Annotated in this window: 20 protein-coding genes; 7 read left to right on the plus strand and 13 right to left on the minus strand. The window is 64.1% G+C overall.

Annotated elements, in window-relative coordinates:
- Positions 1–34 precede the first annotated feature (34 nt).
- A complete protein-coding gene (gene gloB, locus ACE3RQ_RS10690; RefSeq protein ID WP_374521963.1) occupies positions 35–808 on the minus strand; it encodes a hydroxyacylglutathione hydrolase in 774 nt (257 codons plus the stop codon).
- 99 nt (positions 809–907) lie between these two features.
- Between gloB and ACE3RQ_RS10695 the strand changes: the two genes are divergently transcribed.
- Positions 908–1,684 carry a class I SAM-dependent methyltransferase gene (locus ACE3RQ_RS10695; protein ID WP_374521965.1) on the plus strand — a complete coding sequence of 259 codons (777 nt, stop codon included), beginning with the start codon at positions 908–910 and terminating at the stop codon, positions 1,682–1,684.
- An 82-nt stretch (positions 1,685–1,766) separates the two neighbouring features.
- Positions 1,767–2,201: a ribonuclease HI gene (rnhA, locus tag ACE3RQ_RS10700; RefSeq protein WP_374521966.1), complete on the plus strand. Its 435-nt coding sequence runs from the start codon at positions 1,767–1,769 to the stop codon at positions 2,199–2,201.
- 67 nt (positions 2,202–2,268) lie between these two features.
- On the opposite strand, the gene glp is transcribed toward rnhA, so the two are convergent.
- From glp to ACE3RQ_RS10720, 4 genes are all read right to left on the minus strand, one after another.
- Complete coding sequence (gene glp, locus ACE3RQ_RS10705; RefSeq protein ID WP_374521967.1) at positions 2,269–3,543, minus strand: gephyrin-like molybdotransferase Glp; 1,275 nt, start codon at positions 3,541–3,543, stop codon at positions 2,269–2,271.
- A 6-nt stretch (positions 3,544–3,549) separates the two neighbouring features.
- Positions 3,550–4,173: a molybdenum cofactor guanylyltransferase MobA gene (gene mobA, locus ACE3RQ_RS10710; RefSeq protein WP_374521968.1), complete on the minus strand. Its 624-nt coding sequence runs from the start codon at positions 4,171–4,173 to the stop codon at positions 3,550–3,552.
- 39 nt (positions 4,174–4,212) lie between these two features.
- Positions 4,213–5,328 (minus strand): GTP 3',8-cyclase MoaA, encoded by a 1,116-nt coding sequence (gene moaA, locus ACE3RQ_RS10715; protein WP_374521969.1) that lies wholly within the window; start codon positions 5,326–5,328, stop codon positions 4,213–4,215.
- A 228-nt stretch (positions 5,329–5,556) separates the two neighbouring features.
- Positions 5,557–6,951 carry an ATP-binding cassette domain-containing protein gene (locus ACE3RQ_RS10720; protein WP_374521970.1) on the minus strand — a complete coding sequence of 465 codons (1,395 nt, stop codon included), beginning with the start codon at positions 6,949–6,951 and terminating at the stop codon, positions 5,557–5,559.
- 84 nt (positions 6,952–7,035) lie between these two features.
- Between ACE3RQ_RS10720 and ACE3RQ_RS10725 the strand changes: the two genes are divergently transcribed.
- A protein-coding gene (locus tag ACE3RQ_RS10725) for an IS3 family transposase (RefSeq protein ID WP_374521971.1) occupies positions 7,036–8,162 on the plus strand; the annotation gives its coding sequence in 2 pieces (ribosomal slippage) (positions 7,036–7,297 and positions 7,297–8,162; 1,128 coding nt in all).
- Between the two features lie 38 nt (positions 8,163–8,200).
- Here the strand turns inward: ACE3RQ_RS10725 and ACE3RQ_RS10730 are convergent.
- The gene (locus ACE3RQ_RS10730) at positions 8,201–9,511 is read right to left on the minus strand and encodes a hypothetical protein (RefSeq protein ID WP_374521972.1); all 1,311 of its coding nucleotides are present in this window, start codon (positions 9,509–9,511) and stop codon (positions 8,201–8,203) included.
- A gap of 928 nt (positions 9,512–10,439) precedes the next feature.
- The gene (locus ACE3RQ_RS10735; protein ID WP_374521973.1) at positions 10,440–12,500 is read right to left on the minus strand and encodes a sodium-translocating pyrophosphatase; all 2,061 of its coding nucleotides are present in this window, start codon (positions 12,498–12,500) and stop codon (positions 10,440–10,442) included.
- Between the two features lie 288 nt (positions 12,501–12,788).
- Between ACE3RQ_RS10735 and ppa the strand changes: the two genes are divergently transcribed.
- Positions 12,789–13,331, plus strand: a complete 543-nt coding sequence (gene ppa / locus ACE3RQ_RS10740; RefSeq protein ID WP_374521974.1) for an inorganic diphosphatase — start codon at positions 12,789–12,791, stop codon at positions 13,329–13,331.
- On the opposite strand, the gene ACE3RQ_RS10745 is transcribed toward ppa, so the two are convergent.
- Genes ACE3RQ_RS10745 through ACE3RQ_RS10755 form a run of 3 tightly spaced genes read right to left on the minus strand, consistent with a single transcriptional unit; the run spans position 13,322 to position 15,296 of the window.
- Positions 13,322–13,792, minus strand: coding sequence for a polymer-forming cytoskeletal protein (locus ACE3RQ_RS10745; protein WP_374521975.1), 471 nt, complete (start codon positions 13,790–13,792; stop codon positions 13,322–13,324). The two genes, ppa and ACE3RQ_RS10745, sit on opposite strands and share 10 nt — an antisense overlap.
- A complete protein-coding gene (locus ACE3RQ_RS10750; RefSeq protein ID WP_374521976.1) occupies positions 13,789–14,106 on the minus strand; it encodes a hypothetical protein in 318 nt (105 codons plus the stop codon). Before ACE3RQ_RS10750 ends, ACE3RQ_RS10745 begins: the two co-directional genes overlap by 4 nt.
- A gap of 11 nt (positions 14,107–14,117) precedes the next feature.
- A complete protein-coding gene (locus tag ACE3RQ_RS10755; RefSeq protein WP_374521977.1) occupies positions 14,118–15,296 on the minus strand; it encodes a GNAT family N-acetyltransferase in 1,179 nt (392 codons plus the stop codon).
- Positions 15,297–15,326: 30 nt separating this feature from the next.
- Here ACE3RQ_RS10755 and ACE3RQ_RS10760 point away from each other — a divergent pair, with 30 nt between their 5' ends.
- Both ACE3RQ_RS10760 and ACE3RQ_RS10765 read left to right on the plus strand, forming a co-directional pair.
- Positions 15,327–17,012, plus strand: coding sequence for an NAD+ synthase (locus tag ACE3RQ_RS10760; protein WP_374521978.1), 1,686 nt, complete (start codon positions 15,327–15,329; stop codon positions 17,010–17,012).
- Positions 17,013–17,095: 83 nt separating this feature from the next.
- Positions 17,096–17,434: a P-II family nitrogen regulator gene (locus ACE3RQ_RS10765; RefSeq protein ID WP_374521979.1), complete on the plus strand. Its 339-nt coding sequence runs from the start codon at positions 17,096–17,098 to the stop codon at positions 17,432–17,434.
- 33 nt (positions 17,435–17,467) lie between these two features.
- Here ACE3RQ_RS10765 and ACE3RQ_RS10770 read toward each other — a convergent pair whose 3' ends face one another.
- Genes ACE3RQ_RS10770 through ACE3RQ_RS10780 form a run of 3 tightly spaced genes read right to left on the minus strand, consistent with a single transcriptional unit; the run spans position 17,468 to position 19,002 of the window.
- Complete coding sequence (locus tag ACE3RQ_RS10770) at positions 17,468–18,058, minus strand: TIGR00730 family Rossman fold protein (protein ID WP_374521980.1); 591 nt, start codon at positions 18,056–18,058, stop codon at positions 17,468–17,470.
- Position 18,059: 1 nt separating this feature from the next.
- Positions 18,060–18,467 carry a diacylglycerol kinase gene (locus tag ACE3RQ_RS10775; RefSeq protein ID WP_374521981.1) on the minus strand — a complete coding sequence of 136 codons (408 nt, stop codon included), beginning with the start codon at positions 18,465–18,467 and terminating at the stop codon, positions 18,060–18,062.
- Between the two features lie 4 nt (positions 18,468–18,471).
- Entirely contained in the window at positions 18,472–19,002 is a 531-nt protein-coding gene (locus ACE3RQ_RS10780; RefSeq protein WP_374521982.1) for an RDD family protein, read from the minus strand.
- 266 nt (positions 19,003–19,268) lie between these two features.
- On the opposite strand from ACE3RQ_RS10780, the gene ACE3RQ_RS10785 reads away from it, so the two are divergent.
- Positions 19,269–21,041: an acetolactate synthase 3 catalytic subunit gene (locus ACE3RQ_RS10785; RefSeq protein ID WP_374521984.1), complete on the plus strand. Its 1,773-nt coding sequence runs from the start codon at positions 19,269–19,271 to the stop codon at positions 21,039–21,041.
- The last annotated feature ends 46 nt before the right edge of the window (positions 21,042–21,087 follow it).

A 21,087-nucleotide genomic window follows, 5' to 3' on the forward strand; every position in this document is an offset into this window, starting at 1 on the left:
CGGCTCAGGGAGCGCAAGGATGGGTGGTGATCGGTCATCGGAATCCGTTTTTCCATTCGCGCAGGGTGGCCAGCACCGCCACGGGGTCATCGGCCAGGGCGGGGTTTTGCGTGCGGGCCGCCTGGGCCACGCTGGCTTCGTCAGTGCGCAGAAAGGGGTTGATCTGTCGTTCGAGGGCGATGGAGCTGGGCAGCGTCGGGAGGTTCCCGGCCCGCAGCGCCATGCAGCGTGCCGCGTAATCGGCCAAAGCCGCATTGTCGGGCTCCACCGCCTGGGCAAATTTGATGTTGGACAAGGTGTACTCGTGCGCGCAGCACACACGCGTGCCACCAGGCAAGGCGGCCAGGCGGGTGAGCGATTCGTGCATCTGGGCAGCAGTGCCTTCGAACAGGCGGCCACAACCGGCACTGAACAAGGTGTCGCCGCAGAACAGCAATGGCCCGCCAGGCGCATCGGGTGCGAAGAAGGCGATGTGACCCGCCGTGTGGCCCGGCACGTCGATCACCTCAAAGCGCAAGCCCAGCGCCGTGACCGATTCGCCACCGCCAACGCGGTCCAGCGGCTCGGGCATGGATTCAAAAGCCGGGCCGATCACGCGGGCGCCAGTGGCCTGGCGCAGAGCGGCCACGCCGCCGGTGTGGTCAGCGTGGTGGTGGGTGATGAGGATGGTGTCGAGCGCCACGTTGTGTTGCACCAGCCAGTTCAGCACCACTTCGGGCTCGCCCGGGTCGACCACCAGGGCTCGTGCACCTTCGTGCAGCAGCCAGATGTAGTTGTCGTCAAAGGCGGGCAGGGGGTGCAGGGTCATGCGGGAAAGGGCGCTGGGCGTGTAGAGTGCGGGCTGGCCGCCGCGCGGGGCTGGCATGGGCGCCAGCTGCGTACCGGCATGGCCAGCAGTACACCCGCCATGACCGAAAAAATTATAGGGTTGACCGAGTGGTTCGCCACCGCCCCTGGTCGGTATTTGCTCGATTGGGAGCAAATGCAGTTCGACCTCGCGGTGGCCGACGTCTTTGGCTTCAATGCCCTGCAGCTTGGCCTGCCCGAGCTGGACACCTTGCGCGCCAACCGCATGCCGCACCGCTGGCTGGCGCTGCCCGAGGAGCTGGCGAGTCTGCCTCTGGCCGCGCCGCGCGTGGCCCTGGTCACCGATGCCGCGGCCCTGCCGTTCCCGGCGGCCAGCCTGGACCTGGTGGTGTTGCCGCACACGCTGGAGCTGAGCGCCGACCCGCACCACGTGCTGCGCGAGGTGGAGCGGGTGCTGGTGCCCGAAGGGCGGGTGGTGATCAGCGGGTTTAACCCGGCGAGCTGGTGGGGCATGTGCCAGTCACGTGGCAAGCTGTTCGGGCGGCTGGGCCTGCATGGCCTGGGCGCGTCTCGCCTGTATTTGCCCGAGGCGGGTGACTTCATCGGGCCTTGGCGCTTGCGAGACTGGCTGAGACTGCTGAGCTTTGACCTGGACGCTGATCGTTATGGTTGTTACCGCCCGGCGGTGCGCACCGAGAAGTGGTTGCAGCGCACGGCCTGGATGGACCGTGCCGGCGCCCGCTGGTGGCCACCGTTCGGTGCGGTCTACTTCGTGGTGGCCGTCAAGCGCGTGCGGGGCATGCGCCTGCTCGGGCCGGCCTGGAAGCCGCGGCGTGTGCGGGCTGCGTCGCCGGCTTCGGTGGCCAACCGGCACTGAGCCGGTGGCCACCTTTCCCATTTTTGTTGCTTGAGAAGACAGGCCTTGCCATGGTGGCAGGCCTTTAACTGGAGATTGAGTTTTGGACCATGTGGTGATCTACACCGACGGCGCCTGCAAAGGCAACCCGGGCCCGGGGGGCTGGGGCGTGTATCTGAAGGCCGGCGCGCACGAAAAGGAACTGTGGGGCGGGGAGCGCGTCACCACCAACAACCGCATGGAACTCACGGCCGTGATCCAGGCCCTCATGGCCTTGAAGCGGCCGTGCCGCGTGTCGCTGTACCTGGACAGCGAGTACGTGCGCAAGGGCATTACCGAGTGGATTCACGGCTGGAAGAAGAAGGGCTGGGTCACCGCGGCCAAGCAGCCGGTGAAGAACGCTGAGCTCTGGCAGCAACTCGATTCCCTGGTGCACGGTGGCGTGCACCAGATCGAGTGGCACTGGGTGAAGGGCCATGCGGGCGACCCGGGCAACGAGCGCGCCGACGCGCTGGCCAACCGGGGTGTGCCGGGCTGAGCCTGGTTCAGACGAACCAACAAACAGGGCCCTCACGGGCCCTGTTTGTTTGGCGGTCACCGGGGGATTAGATCGCCCCGTCGAACATCATCACGTCCACCAAATCGCCCGGTGCCACATTGCCCTGGCCGTGGTGCAGCACGATGAGGCCGTTGGCCTCCACCATTGAGCGCAGCACGCCAGAGCCTTGGTTGCCGGTGGTGCGAACGCTCAGGCGGCCATCGGCATCGCGGGTGACGATGCCGCGCTGGTACTCGGTGCGCCCCGGCTTCTTGCGCATGGCTTCGCCACTGTGCGCCTGCAGCAGCACGGGCTCGGTGGGCGTGGCGCCCATCAGGCGCTGCAGGGCAGGGCGCACGAAGGCCAGGAAAGTCACCATCACGGCCACCGGGTTGCCCGGCAGGCCGAACAGCACGGCCGAGCGGCCCGCCTGTTCGATGCGGCCCACCGCCATGGGGCGGCCCGGGCGCATGGCGATGCGCCAGAAGGCCACGTCGCCCAGTTGCTTCATCATGGCCTTGGTGTGGTCGGCCTCGCCCATGCTCACGCCGCCGCTGGTGATGATGGCGTCGGCCTGGGCGGCGGCGCTGCGGAAAGCGGCCTCCAGTTCGGCGGGCTCGTCTTTCACCACGCCCATGTCGATCACCTCCACCCCCAAGCGGGTGAGCAGGCCAAAGACGGTGTAGCGGTTGCTGTCGTACACGGCGCCTTCACGAGGTGCTTCGCCCAGGCTCAGGATCTCGTCGCCGGTGGAGAAGTACGCCACCTTGACGCGCCGATACACCGCCACCGAGGGCAAGCCCAGGCTGGCCACCAGGCCCAGCGCGGCCGGCCCCAGCGTCTGGCCCCGGTGCAGGGCAGGGTGGCCCGCCATCAGGTCTTCGCCGAGCAGGCGGCGGTTGTCGCCGGGCTTGACCACGCCGGCCGGCACCTCAATGCGCTCAGCGCTGGCCTTCACGAATTCGAGCGGCACCACCGTGTCCAGGCCCGCGGGCATGATGGCCCCGGTCATGATCTTCACGCACTGGCCCGGTTTGACCGTGCCTTGCCAGGCCTTGCCGGCGTAGGCCGTGCCCACCACGTCAAGGGCCAGCGCGTCGAGCCCGAGCTGGGCCCCGTCGAAGGCGAACCCGTCCATGGCCGAGTTGTCGTGCGGCGGCACGCTGATGGGGGAAATCACGTCTTCGGCCAGCACGCGGCCCAGGGCCCCGAAGGGACTGACGCGCTCGGTGGCGTCCACCGGGGTCACCAGGCGAGCCAGGAATTCGTTCACCTGGCCCGCACTCAGCGCTTGCGGGTCATAGCCTTGCAGCTCGGCGGCGATCTGTTCGATGGTCTTCATCGGGCTTCAGTTCTTTTCAAGGGCGTGCAACTCGGCCAGGGTGTTGGCGTTGAAGAAGGCCTTAGGGTCGTCCTCGGGGCGGTCAAAGGGCACCACCACCGTGCGGTGGCGCGCCGTCCAGGCGTCGATCTTGCGGCCGCCTTCCTGCGTGAACTGCGTCAGGCTCTCCAGCAGCCCAACGGGCATCAGGCAGAACACCGGCTGGGTGCGCAGCTGCCCGTCGTCTTCGGGGGCAGCGGCCATGGCGATTTCGGTGGTCGGGTCATCGAAGGCGGTGGCCAGGCGCTCGGCCAAATCCAGCGGCAGGCGCGGCGTGTCGCAGGGCACGGTGAGCAGGAAGGGCGTCTCGCAGCGCTCCAACCCGGTGAGGAAACCACCCAGCGGCCCCGGAAAGTCGGCCAGGTTGTCGGGCCACACCGGCACGCCGAAGGCCTCGTAGGCACCCAGGTTGCGGTTGGCGTTGATCATGAAGTCGCCCACGCGCTGGCCTTCCTGCATTTGCAGGCGCATGAGGGTGTGCAGGGCCAGGGGGATGCCGTTGAAGTTTTGCAGGCCTTTGTCGGCGCCGCCCATGCGGGAGCCGCGTCCACCGGCCAGCACCATCGCGGTGATCTCGTGGGGTTGAATCATGAAAGCTGTGGGTTGTGGGGCTTAGCGCGGGGAGGGCGCTCAACCACCGATGTACGACATTTCGATGCGACGTCCGCCGACGGCAGTGTCAGGGGGCAGGGAGGCCCGCAGTTCGGAATAGCGGTCATCGCGCTGCTGCCAGATGGCGGCAATGGCACTGGCCAGTTCCTCGTCGCTGGCGCCACTGCGGATCAGCGGGCGCAGGTCGTGGCCATGGGTGGCGAACAGGCACAGGTAAAGCTGACCCTCGGTGGACAGGCGGGCGCGGTTACAGTCGCGGCAGAAGGCGTGCGTCACGCTGCTGATCACGCCGATCTCGCCCGAGCCATCGGCGTAGCCCCAGCGCTCGGCGGTCTCGCCGGGCGCAGCCGGGCTCAAGGGCACCAGGGGCAGTTCGGCGCTCAGGCGGGCCACCACCTCGGCGCTGGGCAGCACCTCGTCCATGCGCCAGCCGTTGGTGGCGCCCACGTCCATGTACTCGATGAAGCGCAAGACGATGCCCGTGCCCTTGAAGTGGCGTGCCATGGGCAGGATCTGGTCGTCGTTGGTGCCGCGCTTGACCACCATGTTCACCTTGATCGGCCCCAGGCCCACGCGCTGCGCGGCTTCGATGCCGGCCAGCACGTCGGCCACGGGAAAGTCCACGTCGTTCATGGCGCGGAAGGTGGCGTCGTCCAGCCCGTCCAGGCTGACGGTAACGCGCTGCAGGCCGGCATCTTTCAAGGCCTGTGCCTTGCGCGCCAGCAGTGAACCATTGGTGGTGAGGGTCAGGTCCAGCGGCTGTCCGTCGGCGGTGCGCAGGACGGCCAGTTGCGCGATCAGGATTTCCAGGTTCTTGCGCAGCAGGGGCTCGCCGCCCGTGAGGCGAATCTTTTGCACCCCGTGCGCCACGAACTGCTGCGCGACCCGGGTGATTTCTTCAAAGGTCAGCAGCGCGCTGTGGGGCAGGTACTGGTAGTCCTTGTCGAAGACTTCTTTCGGCATGCAGTAGCTGCAGCGGAAGTTGCAGCGGTCGGTCACGCTGATGCGCAGGTCACGCAAAGGGCGGCCGAGTGTGTCGCCCAGCAAGCCACTGGCGGGAATGGGCTGGCTTGGCACCGCCACGGGGCGCGAGCGCAAGCGCTGGTCGATCAGGGGAATCACGCGTTCGGACATGGCCGGATTATCGCCAATGCTCCCCAGGAGCATGCATGCGCGGGCCGTGCTGACCCATCTGCTAAAAGGGGCGGCATGGCCGAGCATCGGGGGCGTATTACGCAGTGTTATCGAGCAGCCAATCTTTTGACGGGATACTAGAATTCCATCCACCTTAATAAGGTGTCTTTGAAACCGGCAGCAGCCCACACCTTGCACTTCGGTGTGCTGGTGGTCCTTGCCGCAGTCCTAAGTGGAGGGCGTACTGTGTGCACGTGCTGAAAAGTGGCTCACGCGGCCATTCACCAAGTGCAAGGTGTAGTCTGCGACCTCCGCCAGCATGCGGTCATGGGTGGCAAAGACAAGCAATGGCCGCTCTCGAGTTGTAGAGCGAAGCAATTCCACCATTGCAGCACGCCGTACCTCATCGAGAGCAGTGGTCGGTTCGTCCAAGAGCAGGCCTGCGCTCGATGGCGTGATCGCTCGCGCTACGAAGATCCGCTGACGCTCGCCCCCCGACAACGCTTCGCCGTATCTGGCCTTATCAGAGGCCACCCAGCCCAAGTCCAGGCGATGTAGGATTTCTGCGAGTTCTTGCGGCGCTAGACGGCCCAGCATCACGTTCTCGGCGACACCATCGCGAAACAGATGCTCCTGCTGCGATAGGTACACGAGGTCCGATTGCGCAGTCGGCGGTAAGCCGTGCACCAGAACAGTTCCTGAAGATGGCGGGTAAAGTCCGCTAAGAATTTTCAAAAGTGTCGACTTCCCGCTGCCGGACGCGCCGAGGATTGCCAGAGACTTCCCTCTTGGCAGTTTGAAGTTAATGTCGTCCAGAATGAGCCGACCGTCTTCGGAGCGGAATGAGATGCCGTTAGCTACCACGGAGGCGTCTGTCGACGACTGCGGCATGGAGACGGGCTCCGTCATGAGTTTCTTGCGCGACAGAAAAGCTTCCATCTGCTCCTGCGAGACTCCGAAGGCGGAATATCGCTGCAAAAGAGGTGCAATCTGCCGAACCTGTGTTGACACTTGGCGCAGAAGCATGTTGGCCATCACCAACTGCCCCACGGAGAGCCTCCCGGCCATGACTTCATACGAGCCGATGCCAAGAATAATGCCCAGCGACAGGCGATCGAAGGACAAGCCCGTTAGGTTTTGACGTATCAATGCTGTGCTCCACCGATACAGTGCGACTTCGCAGGCTTGCTTGCTGGTATGCAGTCGTTGCAGGCCGAAGTCAAACGCGCGATGAGCTTTCAGGCTGAGCACGCCCCGAAGCAGTTCGTCCGCATACGAAAGTTCGCGCTCACGTGCTTGCTGGATATCCCTTTCTGCGAAACGTTTTTTCCGTGTCATCAGCACATGCGCAATTGTGAAGACCGCCGCGGAGAGTGCGAGCAAAATTGCGATGGTCATACTCACGAAGCTCAGAGCCGCCAAGACAATTGACAGGGACAAAGGAATGGACGCTACGCACACTGCCCAGTCTGCGCGAAAGCGGATGTCGGTACCTATGCTCAGGAAGCGTGCGAGGCCGTCGTCCTGGTTGAGGCGTTCAAGTTCGATGAAGGGTGCTGCGCCCAGGATCTGCCAGAAACGGGCCTCGGCCTGGACTACAGCGGAGTGTGTGATGTGTAGCATTAACCGGTCATGAACCCGTAAGCTCCCCCACCAAGTAGACAGTTGAAATCAGAGAATGCGGCTCAACCGAGAAGGAAGAGGCCGATGAGGAAGAGCAAGTTCACGGAGAGCCAGATCGTGGCGATTCTCAAGGAGGGCGAGGCCGGCGTGCCGGTAGCGGAGGTCTGTCGCAAGCACGGCATCAGCTCGCCGACGTACTACGCCTGGAAGAGCAAGTACGCAGGCGCGACGGTGTCGGACCTGACACGCATGCGCGAGCTGGAAGTGGAGAACGCGCGGCTCAAGCGCATGTATGCCGACTTGGCGTTGGAGAACGCAGCGATCAAGGACGTGCTGACAAAAAAATTCTGACGCCGTCCGCGAAGCGGCAGGTGGTCGAGGTCATGGCGACCGAGCACCGCCTGTCGATCACGCGAGCCTGCGGGGCAGCAGGCTTGTCGCGGGCGGCGTACTACAAGGTGCCGCCGCTGCCGCAGGAGAAGGATGCCGAGATCATTGACGCGCTCAACGGCGTCGTCGAGCGCAATGGCCGCTGGGGCTTCTGGAAATGCTTCGACCGGCTGCGCCTGGATGGCCGACCGTGGAACCACAAACGGGTCTGGCGCGTGTACTGCGAGCTGGGCCTGAACATCCCCCGCCGAACCAAGCGCCGCGTCCCCAAGCGCGAGCCGGTGCCATTGGCTGCAGGCTCGTTCGTCAACCAGGGCTGGGCTTTGGACTTCATGCACGACGTGCTCTATGACGGCCGCCGGTTCCGAACGCTCAACGTCATCGACGAGGCCAACCGCGAGGCGCTGGCGATCCAGGTGGCCCAGTCGCTGCCGGCATCCATGCTGATCCGCACCATGGACCGCCTGGTGGAGTGGTACGGCCCGCCGCTGTCGATCCGCATGGACAACGGGCCGGAGATGACCAGCCATGACTTCGTCGAATGGGCCCAGCGCCGGGGGATCGCGCTGAACTACATCGAACCCGGCGAGCCCAATCAAAACGCCTACATCGAGCGGTTCAACAGGACGTTCCGAACCGAGGTTCTCGACGCCTACCTGTTCAACTCAATCGAGCAAGTGCAGGCTATCGCCGATGACTGGCTGACCCAATACAACGAGTACCGACCGCATGACGCGCTGGGTGGCGTGCCGCCCAAACAGTTCATGCCCCGACTGATCAACACAACCGCCGCTGACTCTAGGAATCACCTGTCTGCTTGACAGGGGAGCTACGAGGTGGATTCATCTGCTGGTGGGTGCTAGTGCCCGAAGAAGACCTGGTACTCCACAGGAGCAGGAGTAGTTGCTGCCCAGTGCCAGAAGAAGCTCCCATCCCGTACGATGGCCTCGATGAGAGCGTCAGAGAAAACACCGTGCCTTGTCAGGAAGGGGGTGTCCCTCGTCAAAGCGGTCAGCGCGATCCGTAGATCCGGTGCCATTGCTTCCACGCATTGAGCGGCATTGAATGGCTGCTCATACCATTTGGGTGATCCGCGCTCCTCTGCCGGAGGTTCAAGCTCACGCTGGATGCCGTCAGCGCCAGCACAAGCCAGAGCCGCAAATGCCAAGTACGGGTTGGCAGAAGAATCGGGGAATCGCACTTCAACTCGACAGTCATTTTCACTTGTGAAATGCGGTATGCGTATGGCCGTGGTTCTGTTGCGGTAGCCCCACCCCGGCGGGTGCATCAGCGAATAGAAGTGGTTCAGTCGCTTGTAGCTGTTGACCGTGGGATTGGTGATGGCGTTAAGCGCCTGTAAGTGTTCCAGGATGCCGGCCACAAAGGCCATACCCTCTCTGCTGAGTTGACCTGGTTGACCGTCAGGCGGGTAGAAGATGTTCCGCCCGTTTCTCCAAAGGGAAAAATTGACGTGCATGCCGTTGGATTCGGCATAGGGGATGGGGCGCGGCATAAATGTTGCGGTGCGCTCATAGCGCAGCGCAACAGTCCGCGTGATGTGCTTGACCAACTGGACATGGTCGGCGGCACTGCAAAGCTCCGTGTGCCCCACGGCGATCTCGTGTTGACTCGGCCCTGCCTCATGAGCGTGATGGATCGCGGCAACACCAGCCGCCTGCAGGTATTCGCAGATCTCGCTGCGAATTTTGGCGTGTTGATCTGCAGGACCAGCTAATAAGTGCAGCGTGCGATGTCCGATGCGATACCCGTTGCCTAGCGCCGCTGCATTGCAGGCCCATCCATCCTCTTCGGCAATCTCCACCAGGTTGAGTTCGGCGGTGGTGGCGAAGCGAACGCCCTTGAACAGGTTGAATTCGAGTTCAGTTCCGACCTGAATATCGTCTGCTATCCGAAGGGTTCGAAGCAGGTCTTGCGCGCGATGTGCCACGCCTCGGACATCCATGGGATATGACCCGCGTTCGCCTCCTGGTTGGACGGGTTGAGAGAACACCAGACGACGGGCGTCAATAGGGTCAGTAATGTAGGTTGTTTCATCCGCGATGAGCTGTAGGTCCGACTCGGCGTTGGACTGCCATCCGGGGACTAAGGCACCTGATACCGGGACCCGGTTTTGCAGGCTTTGCACGTGTTCTTGACGGACGACCTGCATGAGGAAGCCTCGAACATCAGTGAATAGATATCTAAGCTGCATTGTGTTTAACTTATATGCATTTTAATAACCCTAAAGTATACATCATGACGACAATGAAGATTGGAGGGGATATGTTGGAGTGTGGGGAGATGACAAGCGTGCAGCCGTGGCTTTTCATCTCTCGGTACGTCGCATGTGCTGTGTACGCTTCCTGCCGACTTCCTCGACCCCGGCGAAGGGGCACGAGATAACACACTCGCATGCCGAGCCCAGAATCTCTGGTTCGTGTGCCTACACCGCTAGCCCTCTCGACACCTGCCTGCAGCAGGTCTTGGTTGAGGCAGCGGCAGACAAGAGCCTGGCTCGCGGTCACAGTGGTAGACGTGGTGCGCGTGGCCTGAGTGTCCGAGCAGACCTTCTGTGACCACTTCAGCGATAAGTAGGCATGCTTCCTCTCGACCCAACGGGTGGTAGGTGCCTAGGCCTTGGTCACCGTGCGCAAGGTGGCGCAGTCAGTGCGCCCCCCGTAGGCGCAGGCGGAGACTGCGCTGCAGGCCTGCTAAGCGTACCTGGCCCCACACACACGGTTGTTGCGTTTGCCGTCCCTCGCAGTTAAACACCTAGGCGAGGCTGGTGCTTTGGCGCTGCGCGAGGCGATGGACGAGCTCGCGGCCTTCATGCGCTAGACAGTCAATTGCGGATGTTGGGTGCCGTGCCGCTCGAGTTCAGTGAGCCTGCGGCGGTAGCCAGGATCACCGAACTGGCGTTGCAGGCGGGTTCGCAACGATACAACCAGCATTTCACCCAAGAGCGTGTCAAGACCAAGTTAAAAGGGCTGAGCCCCTTTCGATACAGGACTCAGCCCTTGGGGCCAAACTGCTCGTTTCATCGGGCCAGATATTGGGGGTCAGTTCAGGTGACGGGCTTCTTTAGAGATAAGGTTGAATCAGGCGAGCGGCAGCAGCGGCACGATGAGCAAGGCCACGATGTTGATGATCTTGATCAGCGGGTTCACTGCCGGTCCGGCCGTGTCCTTGTAGGGGTCGCCCACGGTATCGCCGGTGACGGCGGCCTTGTGGGCCTCGCTGCCCTTGCCGCCGTGGTGGCCGTCTTCGATGTATTTCTTGGCGTTGTCCCAGGCGCCGCCGCCGGTGCACATGGAAATGGCCACGAAGAGGCCGGTGACGATGGTGCCCATCAGCAGGCCGCCCATCGCCTTCGGCCCCAGAAACACGCCCACCAGAATCGGTGCCACCACGGGCAACAGGCTGGGCACGATCATTTCCTTGATGGCCGCGCTGGTCAGCATGTCCACCGCCCGGCCGTACTCGGGCTTGGCGGTGCCTTCCATGATGCCGGGGATCTCCTTGAACTGGCGGCGCACCTCCACCACCACCGCCCCTGCGGCACGCCCCACCGCCTCCATGGCCATGGCGCCGAACAGATAGGGGATCAGGCCGCCGATGAACAGGCCAATGATCACCATCGGGTCGCTCAGGTCAAAGCGGATGGACTGGCCGTAGGCCTCCAGCTTGTGGGTGTAGTCGGCGAACAGCACCAGTGAGGCCAGGCCAGCCGAGCCAATGGCGTAGCCCTTGGTCACGGCCTTGGTGGTGTTGCCCACCGCGTCCAGCGGGTCGGTGATGTCGCGCACGCTGGCGGGCAGTTCGGCCATCTCGGCGATGCCGCCCGCGTTGTCGGTGATGGGGCCGTAAGCGTCCAGCGCCACCACGATGCCGGCCATGCTCAGCATGGCCATGGCCGCCACGGCGATGCCGTACAGCCCCGCCAGGGTGTAAGCCGCCACGATGGCCGCGCACACGAACAACACCGGCCAGGCGGTGGAGCGCATGGACACGCCCAGGCCCGCAATGATGTTGGTGCCGTGGCCGGTGGTGGACGCCTGCGCAATGTGGCGCACCGGGCTGTATTGCGTGCCGGTGTAGAACTCGGTGATCCAGACCAGCAGGCCGGTGAGCGCCAGGCCCACCACGCAGGCGCCGAACAGGCGCCATTGGCTGCCGCTGGCGGCAATGGCGTTGTCAGGCACGATCCAGGCCGTCACGAACCAGAAGGCCACCAGCGACAGGGCGCCGGCCACCACCAAGCCCTTGTAGAGCGCTGGCATCACGTTCTTCATGCCCGGGCTGGCCTTCACGAAGAAGCAGCCGACGATGGACGCCAGGATCGACACAGCCCCCAGCACCAGCGGGTACAGCGCCGCCTGCATGGGCGCGGCGCTCACCATCAGGGCGCCCAGCACCATGGTGGCGATCAGTGTCACGGCGTAGGTCTCGAACAGATCGGCCGCCATGCCGGCGCAATCGCCCACGTTGTCGCCCACGTTGTCGGCGATCACCGCTGGGTTGCGCGGGTCGTCCTCCGGGATGCCGGCCTCCACCTTGCCCACCAGGTCGGCACCCACGTCAGCGCCTTTGGTGAAGATGCCACCGCCCAGGCGAGCAAAGATCGAGATGAGCGATGAGCCAAAGGCCAGCCCGATCAGCGGGTTGAGCAGATTCGCCAGGTTGGACGCCGGGTTCAGGTTGCCGTTGCCGACCAGAAACCAAAAGAAGGCCGTGACCCCCAGCAACCCCAGGCCCACCACCAGCATGCCGGTGATGGCGCCGCCTCGGAAGGCCACGTCCAGCGCCGGGCCGATGCCGCGCGTGGCGGCCTGGGCGGTGCGCACGTTGGCGCGCACCGAGATGTTCATGCCAATGAAGCCGCAGGCGCCCGAGAGCACCGCCCCCAGTACAAAGCCCACGGCGGTTTTGCCGTCGAGGAACACCCCGATCAGCACCGCCAGCACCAGCCCCACCAGCCCAATCGTTTTGTATTGCCGCGCCAGGTAGGCGGCGGCGCCGGTCTGGATGGCGCCGGCAATTTCCTGCATGCGGGCATTGCCCGCATCCTGGGCCAAGATCCAACTGCGCGACCAGAAGCCGTAGACCACGGCGACCAGGCCGCATACCAGCGCAAACACGAGCGCGTTTTGTCCAACCATGAAGCTCTCCTGCAAAGTTCGACTTGGAGGGGGCAACGCCTCCGGGGCTGCCCCCGCTGCGTTGCTTCCTCGCTCGTCATGGCGCCGCCTTGCGCGGCGCCCTGCAGGGCGATTGGCCAACCGCCTCAATGTAGCGGCTATGTCCCTTCGTGCCATCGGGTGTGTCAGGCTGGGATCAGTAAAATCAGGGTAAATCCCGACCGCCAGCCTCGGTCATCCGCGTCGGTTCGCCGCGATGGGCCGGGGTGCACAGCTTCCCTTTTCCAACCACCCTAGCAACGGAGCAACATGTCTCTCGACCACGTCACCCCTGGCAGCAAAGTCCCCGAGTCGTTCAACGTCATCATCGAAATCTCGATGAACGGCGACCCGATCAAATACGAAGTGGACAAGGCATCGGGCTGCATCTTCGTTGACCGCTTCATGAACACCGCCATGCACTACCCCACGAACTACGGGTACGTGCCCAAGACCATCGCGGGTGACGGTGACCCGGTGGACGTGCTGGTGATCACCCCCGTGCCGCTGCCCCCGGGCGTGGTGGTGCCTTGCCGCGCGCTGGGCATTCTGAAGATGGAAGACGAAGGCGGCGTGGACGGCAAGGTGCTGGCCGTGCCCACCGAAAAGATCCTGCCCCTGTACTCGCAGTGGAAATCTCTGGAAGACCTGAACCCGGTGCGCCTGAAGGCCATCGAGCACTTCTTCGAGCACTACAAAGACCTGGACCCGGGCAAGTGGGTGAAGGTGCTGGGCTGGGACAACAAGGATGCCGCCCACAAGGAAATCCTCGACGGCATCGCCGCCTACAACCAGGAAAAGGCTCAGGCCTGATCGGCAGAGGGGGGCGCTTGCCCCCCGGGCGCGACCACCACGATGTCGCGCAGCACAGGCAGCGTGTCGGCGGCCACCAGGGTTCGCAATGGGCCCTTGAGCTGGCCGCCTTCATACACCTGCACCCGGCGCGCCAGCAGCGTACCGGTGGACACCCCGGTCTTGGACACATAGACCATGCCCTGGCATTCCAGGTGGGTGTCGGCAGGGCCGCCGTTCTCGGCGCCCAACTGGCCAAACAGGTACACGTCGCCCTGCACCCGGATGCGGCCCCGTACCTCGGCGCCGGTCCAGATCACCAGACGGCCTTTCACGCGCACATGGCCCGCCACCGTGCCCTGAACCAGCAAGCCGCCTTCAAAACTCAACTCGCCGCTCAGTTCGCTGCCTTGTGCCACGCGGTTGACGATGTTCATCGCCACCGGGTCGATGGTGAGTGTGTCGGTGGAAGAGGGGGTCACCACAAGCGGCTCCCCGCCAGCACCACCAACACCACCCCAGCGAGCAGGGCCATCAGGCCCAGGCCGGCGATCAGCAGCGCATGGCGCTCCAGGGCCCGGCGCCAGCGGCCAGGGCGCTGCATGGGCACACCCACCGGCCATTCCGATAACCGCTGAATCGCCCAGGGTTGCCAGGCCGGTGAGAGCCGGGCATCACCCGTGTGCGCTTGAACTTCCAGGCCCTGGGTGCTGCCACCGGGCGCGCGACGGCCCAGCACCACCGACAGGGGGGCGCCCACGATGGTGTGGGTGAAGAAGGCGTCTTGCTCCGTCATGGCGAGGCAGTTTAACTGGGTGCGCCCGGCCAATCGCGCCGAAGCGGCAGGCGCTGGCGCAGGTCATCCAGGTAGTGGCTGACGCCCTCGGCCTCGCGCTCGAGGTAGCGCTCCACGGCGTCTGCAAACGCCGGGTGGGCCAGCCAGTGGGCGCTGCTGGTCTTCACGGGCAGCAGCGCACGCGCCATCTTGTGTTCGCCTTGCGCGCCGCCCTCGAAGCGCTTGAAGCCGTGGGCAATGCACCAGGCAATCGGCTGGTAGTAACAGGCCTCGAAGTGCAGGCAGTCCACCCTTTCCAAGGCGCCCCAATAGCGCCCATAGGCCACGCCGCGCTGTGGGTCCAGCGCGATGAGGCTGCTGGCGATCGGGCGGCCGTCGCGCTCTGCCACGAACAGCAGCCAGTGGTCGGGCATGGTCTGCGCCATGTGCTGAAAGAACTCGCGATTGAGGTAGGGCGCGTTGCGGTGCTCAAGGTAGGTGCGCTCGTAGCAGCGGTAGAAAAAATCCCAATCGGTGTTGGTGATGTCTCGTCCTCGCGCCCAGCGGAAGCTCACGCCGGCCTCGTTCACCTTGCGGCGCTCCTGCCGAATCTTCTTGCGCTTGTCCTGCTGCAAGCGGGTCAGGAAAGCGTCGAAGTCGGCATACGGTTGCGAGGCATCGTTGTGCCAGTGGAACTGCACCGTGTGGCGCAGCAGCAGGCCCGTGTCTTGGCACACGGCCAGGTCGCGCTCGCGGGCGAAGAGCAAGTGCAGCGACGACAGCCCTTGTTCTTGGCACCAGTCCACCACCGCAGCCAGCAGCGCCCGGCGGGCGTCGTCGTTTCGCGCCAGCAGGCGCGTGCCTGGCACGGGTGTGAACGGCACGGCCACCAGGGCCTTGGGGTAGTAGCGAATGCCGTGGCGCTCGTGGGCGTCGGCCCAAGCCCAGTCAAACACGTACTCGCCATAGGAATGCGCCTTCAGGTACAGCGGGCAGGCGGCCAATAGAGCGTCGCCTTGCCACAGCGTCAGGAAAGCGGGTGTCCATCCGGTGTCGGGCACGGCGCAGCCACTGGCGTGCAGGGCGCTCAGGTAGGCATGGCCCATGAAGGGGCTGGGGTCTTCGTCCAGGGCGAGCAGCGCGTCCCATTGGGTGGCGTCAATCTGCCCCGGATCGGCAAAAACCCGGGTGACATAATCGTTCGGCGTCACGCACTCACCCTTGATGGACTCGTTGTTTTCATGACCATTTCTGTTTCCGTGGCCCAGCTCAATTTCGTGGTGGGCGACATGACGGGCAACGCCCAGCGCATCATCGATGCCGCCGTTCAGGCCCATGCGCGCGGGGTTCGCTTGCTGCTCACGCCAGAACTGGCCCTTTGCGGGTACGCCGCGGAAGACCTGTTTCTGCGCCCGGCGTTCATCGACGCCTGCGATGATGCCTTGAACCGGATTGCCACCGAGACGGCCCACCTCAAAGGCCTTGGCATTGTGGTGGGACATCCCGCTCGCATGCACCAAGGGCGGCGTGAGCGCAGTGTCTCCACCGCCAGCCTTTGCAACGTCGCCACGGTGGTGTTTGAGGGGGAGCTGACCCACAGCTACGCCAAACGGCAATTGCCCAACTACCAGGTGTTCGATGAACGCCGCTATTTCGTGCCCGGTGACCGCCCCTGTGTGTTTGAGCTGGCGGGCGATGATGGCCTGTCAGTCAAAGTGGGTCTGCTCATCTGCGAAGACGCCTGGTTCGACGCACCCGCTGCAGATGCCCGCGCGGCAGGGGCGGAGGTGCTGGCCGTCATCAACGCCTCGCCATTTCACCAGGGCAAGGGCGGCGAGCGAGAAGCCACCATGCGCGAGCGGGTGCGCGCCACCGGCCTGCCGCTGATCTACGCCCACCTGGTGGGCGGGCAGGACGAGATCGTGTTCGAAGGCCGCAGTTTTGCGCTGGATGCGCAAGGCGAGCTGGCCGGCCGTGCGGTCAGTTTTGAAGAAGCCGCGTTTGACGTTCGATTGACCAGAGAGGGCACCAACTGGACGGTGCAGGCCCCGATTGACCGTGCCCACAGCGCCGAGGCCGACCTTTGGCATGCCCTGGTGCTGGGTGTGCGCGACTACGTGGGCAAGAACGGTTTCCCGGGCGTGTTGCTGGGGCTGTCTGGCGGCATCGATTCCGCCCTGGTGCTGGCCATCGCCGTGGACGCTTTGGGCAAAGACCGGGTGCGCACGGTGATGATGCCCTCGCCCTACACCGCTGACATTTCCTGGATCGATGCCCGCGACATGGCCGAGCGCCTGGGCGTGCGATACGACGAGATCGCCATTGCGCCTGAGTTCGAGGCCTTCAAGGCCTCGCTCAAGCCCTTGTTCGAGGGGCGCCCCGAGGACACCACCGAAGAAAACCTGCAGGCCCGCATTCGCGGCACCTTGCTGATGGCCTTGTCCAACAAATTCGGCAGCGTGGTGCTGACCACCGGCAACAAGAGCGAGATGGCCACGGGCTATTGCACTTTGTACGGCGACATGGCCGGCGGCTTTGCGGTCATCAAGGACGTGGCCAAGACCACCGTGTTCCGTCTGGCCCGCTGGCGCAACGCGCATGACCCTTACCGCACGGGCGCCAACCCCATTCCCGAGCGCATCATCACCCGCCCGCCCAGTGCCGAGCTGCGCCCCGACCAGGTGGACCAGGACAGCCTGCCGCCCTACGAGGTGCTGGACGCCATCATCGAGCGCTACATGGAAAATGACCTGAGCCCTGCCGAGATCAAAGCTCAGGGCTTCGACGCCCAGGCGGTGGACAAAGTGGTGCGCCTGATTCGCATCAACGAGTACAAGCGCCGCCAGGCGCCGGTGGGCATTCGCGTCACCCACCGCAGCTTCGGCAAGGACTGGCGCTACCCCATCACCAGCCGCTACCGCGCCTGAACAGTGCTGTCCGACCGTCGGCGCGGCTTCGCACCGCGTGATACATTTTTGCGTTTGCCATACCCCACCCAGGAGCCCCTCGAATGAAGCAGATCACCGCCGTCATCAAACCCTTCAAGCTGGAAGAGGTGCGCGAGGCCTTGGCCGAGCAGGGCGTGACGGGGTTGACCGTGACCGAGGTCAAGGGCTTTGGCCGCCAGAAGGGCCACACCGAGCTCTATCGCGGTGCCGAGTACGTGGTGGACTTTCTGCCCAAGGTGAAGGTGGAAGTGGTCGTGAAGACCGACGACGTGGACCGCTGTGTGGACGCCATCATCCGCGCCGCCCGCACCGGCAAGATCGGTGACGGCAAGATTTTCGTCACGCCGGTGGAACGTGTGGTTCGCATCCGCACCGGTGAGCAGGACGAAGGCGCAATTTGAACGAGGTTGCAGGGGCGCACTGCGCCCCTGCTGTCAGATGGTGTCCAGCATCGGGGCGGGCGCCAGCCCGGCCTCTTGAACCAGAGCAGGCAGCAGCGCTGCGTGGTCTGAGTCGCTGCGAATCAGGTCCATTTGCCACGGATTCATGAAACCCTGGTCGACGCCCGTTTTCAGGAACGCGAGCAGGCCATCGTAATAGCCGCCTTGGTTCAGCAGGCCAACGGGTTTGTCGTGATAGCCCAGTTGTCGCCAAGTCCACACCTCGAAGAACTCTTCAAAGGTGCCGATGCCACCCGGCAGGGCCAGGAAGGCGTCGGCCCGCTCGGCCATCATGCGCTTGCGCTCGTGCATAGTGTCCACCACGTGCAGCTCGGTGCAGGCCGTGTGCGCCCATTCTTTCTCGACCAGGGCCTTGGGGATGATGCCCACCACCCGGCCGCCTGCCGCCAGGGTGGCGTCGGCCACCACGCCCATCAGGCCATTGCGCCCGCCGCCATAGACCAACTGACCGCCGCGGCGACCGATCCACTGCCCCACCAGCGCGGCAGTGGCCGCAAAGGAGGCGTCTTCCCCCAGGCGGGAGCCGCAGTACACACAAAGCGAAAAGGACGGCGACTTGCTCATGTCAGGCGTGAAAGTGGTGCCACAAGGCGGCGCCCCAGATGCCGGCGCACAGCAGCAGGCTGAGCAGCACGGCTGCACTTCCCATGTCCTTGGCGCGCTTGGAGAGGGCGTGCCATTCGGGGCCGATGCGGTCCACCGCGGTCTCGATGCCGGTGTTCAGCAGCTCCACCACCATCACCAGCACCACGCTGCCCGCCAGGGCCGCCACCTCAATCCACGTCCGGCCGACCCAGAAGGCCAGTGGCAGCATGAGCAGGGCGAGAGTAGCTTCCTGGCGGAAGGCGGTTTCGCCCCAGCCCGCACGCAGACCCGCCATCGAATAGCCAAAGGCATGCCAGACCCGGGAAAGGCCTCTGCGCTGCTTTTGAGCCAGGGGCGACTCTTGTTTTTCTTGGGGCATGGGGCTCATCGATTTATTTTTTGGGTCGGACAGGTGGCAGTTGCTGCACCAGACGTGTACCCGCGAGCGCGTCGTGCAGGAATTGGCGTTGTTTGTGCAGTCGCGAGAGCAGGGCGTAGAAGATCACCCAACCGGGGAAGAGCACCGCCAGGTCACGCCCGCTCAGGCCCAAGGCGTAGGTCAATCCCAGCGGTGGCAGCAACCAGAGCCATGAGAGCACATAGCGGGCCAATGCCCGCGCCTGGGTGAGCGGGCGACCTTGGGCGTCAACCACGCGGATGTGCCACGTCTTCATGGCCAGCGTCTGCCCCTTGGCCCAGAACCAAGTGAAGTAGATGCCGAACACCACGAACAAGAAGGCCTGTTGGGCATGGCGGTTGTCCAGAGCATGGCGCGTCTGGGTGAGCGTGGAGAAGAGATAGCCGGCGATGAAGACCACGCCGAAGAGCAGCATGCCTTCGTAGAGCCAGCAGGCCATGCGACGCTTGAGGGACGGCGCCGTGAGGTCGGGCGCGAGGGGGGATGGGGCGGGAGCCTGTGTCATGGAGTTACGCAAAAAATGCGCGCGCATTGTCGCATTCCTGCTTTTTTCATCGCTTAGGCAGGGGTCGGTGCGGCGCCGGGTGCTTGGCAAGCCTTGTTGCAGTGCGATAATGCCCGCTTGCAATTCATCACAAGGCAAACGGATCAGGGTTCGGCGGGGTATGTGTCCGCTCATGGCCACTGGTCTTAAGTCCCGACGTCGCCTCACAAGGGTGGGCCAAGGGGCACCCAAGGTTTTTCGTCAGAGAAATTCTCGAAAGGTTGATCATGGAAGTCACCAAGGCCGAAATGGCCTCCGCCGCTGCTGCACAGGCTGCCGGCCAAGAACTCCGCGGAGCAGAAATCCTCGTCAAGGCCCTTCAGGCCGAGGGCGTGAAGTACATCTGGGGCTACCCCGGTGGCGCTGTTCTGCACATCTACGACGCTTTCTACAAGCAAGACACCATTCAGCACGTGCTGGTGCGTCACGAGCAGGCGGCCGTGCACGCGGCCGACGGGTACGCACGCGCCACCGGCGAGGTGGGCGTGGCACTGGTCACCTCCGGTCCTGGTCTGACCAACGCCGTCACCGGTATCGCCACCGCCTACATGGACAGCATTCCCATGGTGGTCATCAGTGGCCAGGTGCCCACGGCCGCCATCGGCCTGGACGCCTTCCAGGAGTGCGACACCGTTGGCATCACGCGCCCCATCGTCAAGCACAACTTCCTGGTGAAGGACGTGCGCGACATGGCCACCGTGATGAAGAAGGCCTTCCACATTGCGCGCAGCGGTCGTCCGGGCCCGGTGGTGGTGGACATTCCGAAGGACGTGTCTTTCAACAAGACGGCCTACCACGGATACCCCGAGTCCATCGAGATGCGCTCGTACAACCCGGTGCGCAAGGGCCACGGCGGACAGATTCGCAAGGCCCTGCAGCTGTTGCTGAACGCCAAGCGTCCCTACATTTACACCGGTGGTGGTGTGCTGCTGGGCAACGCCACGGGTGAGCTGCGCACCTTGGTCGACCTGCTGAACTACCCCGTCACGAACACGCTGATGGGGCTGGGCGCCTTCCCCGCCACCGATCGCCGCTTCCTGGGCATGCTGGGCATGCACGGCACGATCGAGGCCAACAACGCCATGCAGAACTGCGACGTTCTGTTGGCGGTGGGCGCCCGTTTCGATGACCGCGTGATCGGCAACCCCAAGCACTTCGCGTCGGTGGACCGCAAGATCATCCACATCGACATCGACCCGTCGAGCATCTCCAAGCGGGTGAAGGTGGACGTGCCCATCGTCGGCGACGTGAAAGACGTGCTGACCGAACTCATCCACATGGTGCGCGAAAGCACGGCGAGAGCCGATGAGAAGGCCCTGGGCGAATGGTGGAAGACCATCGAGACCTGGCGCGACCGCGACTGCCTGAAGTACGACCGCGACAACACAGACGTCATCAAACCGCAGAAGGTCATTGAGACCCTGTGGGACATGACCAAGGACGCCGACGCCTACATCACCTCCGACGTGGGTCAGCACCAGATGTGGGCGGCCCAGTACTACCGCTTCAACGAGCCGCGCCGTTGGATCAACTCCGGCGGTCTGGGCACCATGGGCGTGGGCATTCCCTACGCCATGGGCATCAAGCTGGCCAAGCCCGAGAGCGAGGTGTTCTGTGTCACGGGCGAAGGCTCGGTGCAGATGTGCATTCAAGAGCTGTCCACCTGCTTGCAGTACAACACCCCGATCAAGATCCTGTCGCTCAACAACCGCTACCTGGGCATGGTGCGCCAGTGGCAGGAGATCGAGTACTCCGGCCGCTACAGCCACAGCTACATGGACGCGCTGCCCAACTTCGTGAAACTGGCCGAGGCCTATGGTCACGTGGGCATGCTGATCGAGCGTCCTCAAGACGTTGAGCCCGCGCTGCGTGAGGCACGCAAGCTCAAGGACCGCACCGTGTTCCTTGACTTCCGAACCGACCCCACGGAGAACGTGTTCCCCATGGTTCAGGCCGGCAAGGGCATCACCGAAATGCTGCTGGGGTCTGAAGACCTCTGATCCTTCCCTCCAGGCTGGCAGCGCCGGCCTGGCCCCTTAGACGAAT

The sequence above is a fragment of the Hydrogenophaga sp. genome (genome assembly GCF_041913525.1).
Classification (GTDB): domain Bacteria; phylum Pseudomonadota; class Gammaproteobacteria; order Burkholderiales; family Burkholderiaceae_C; genus Hydrogenophaga.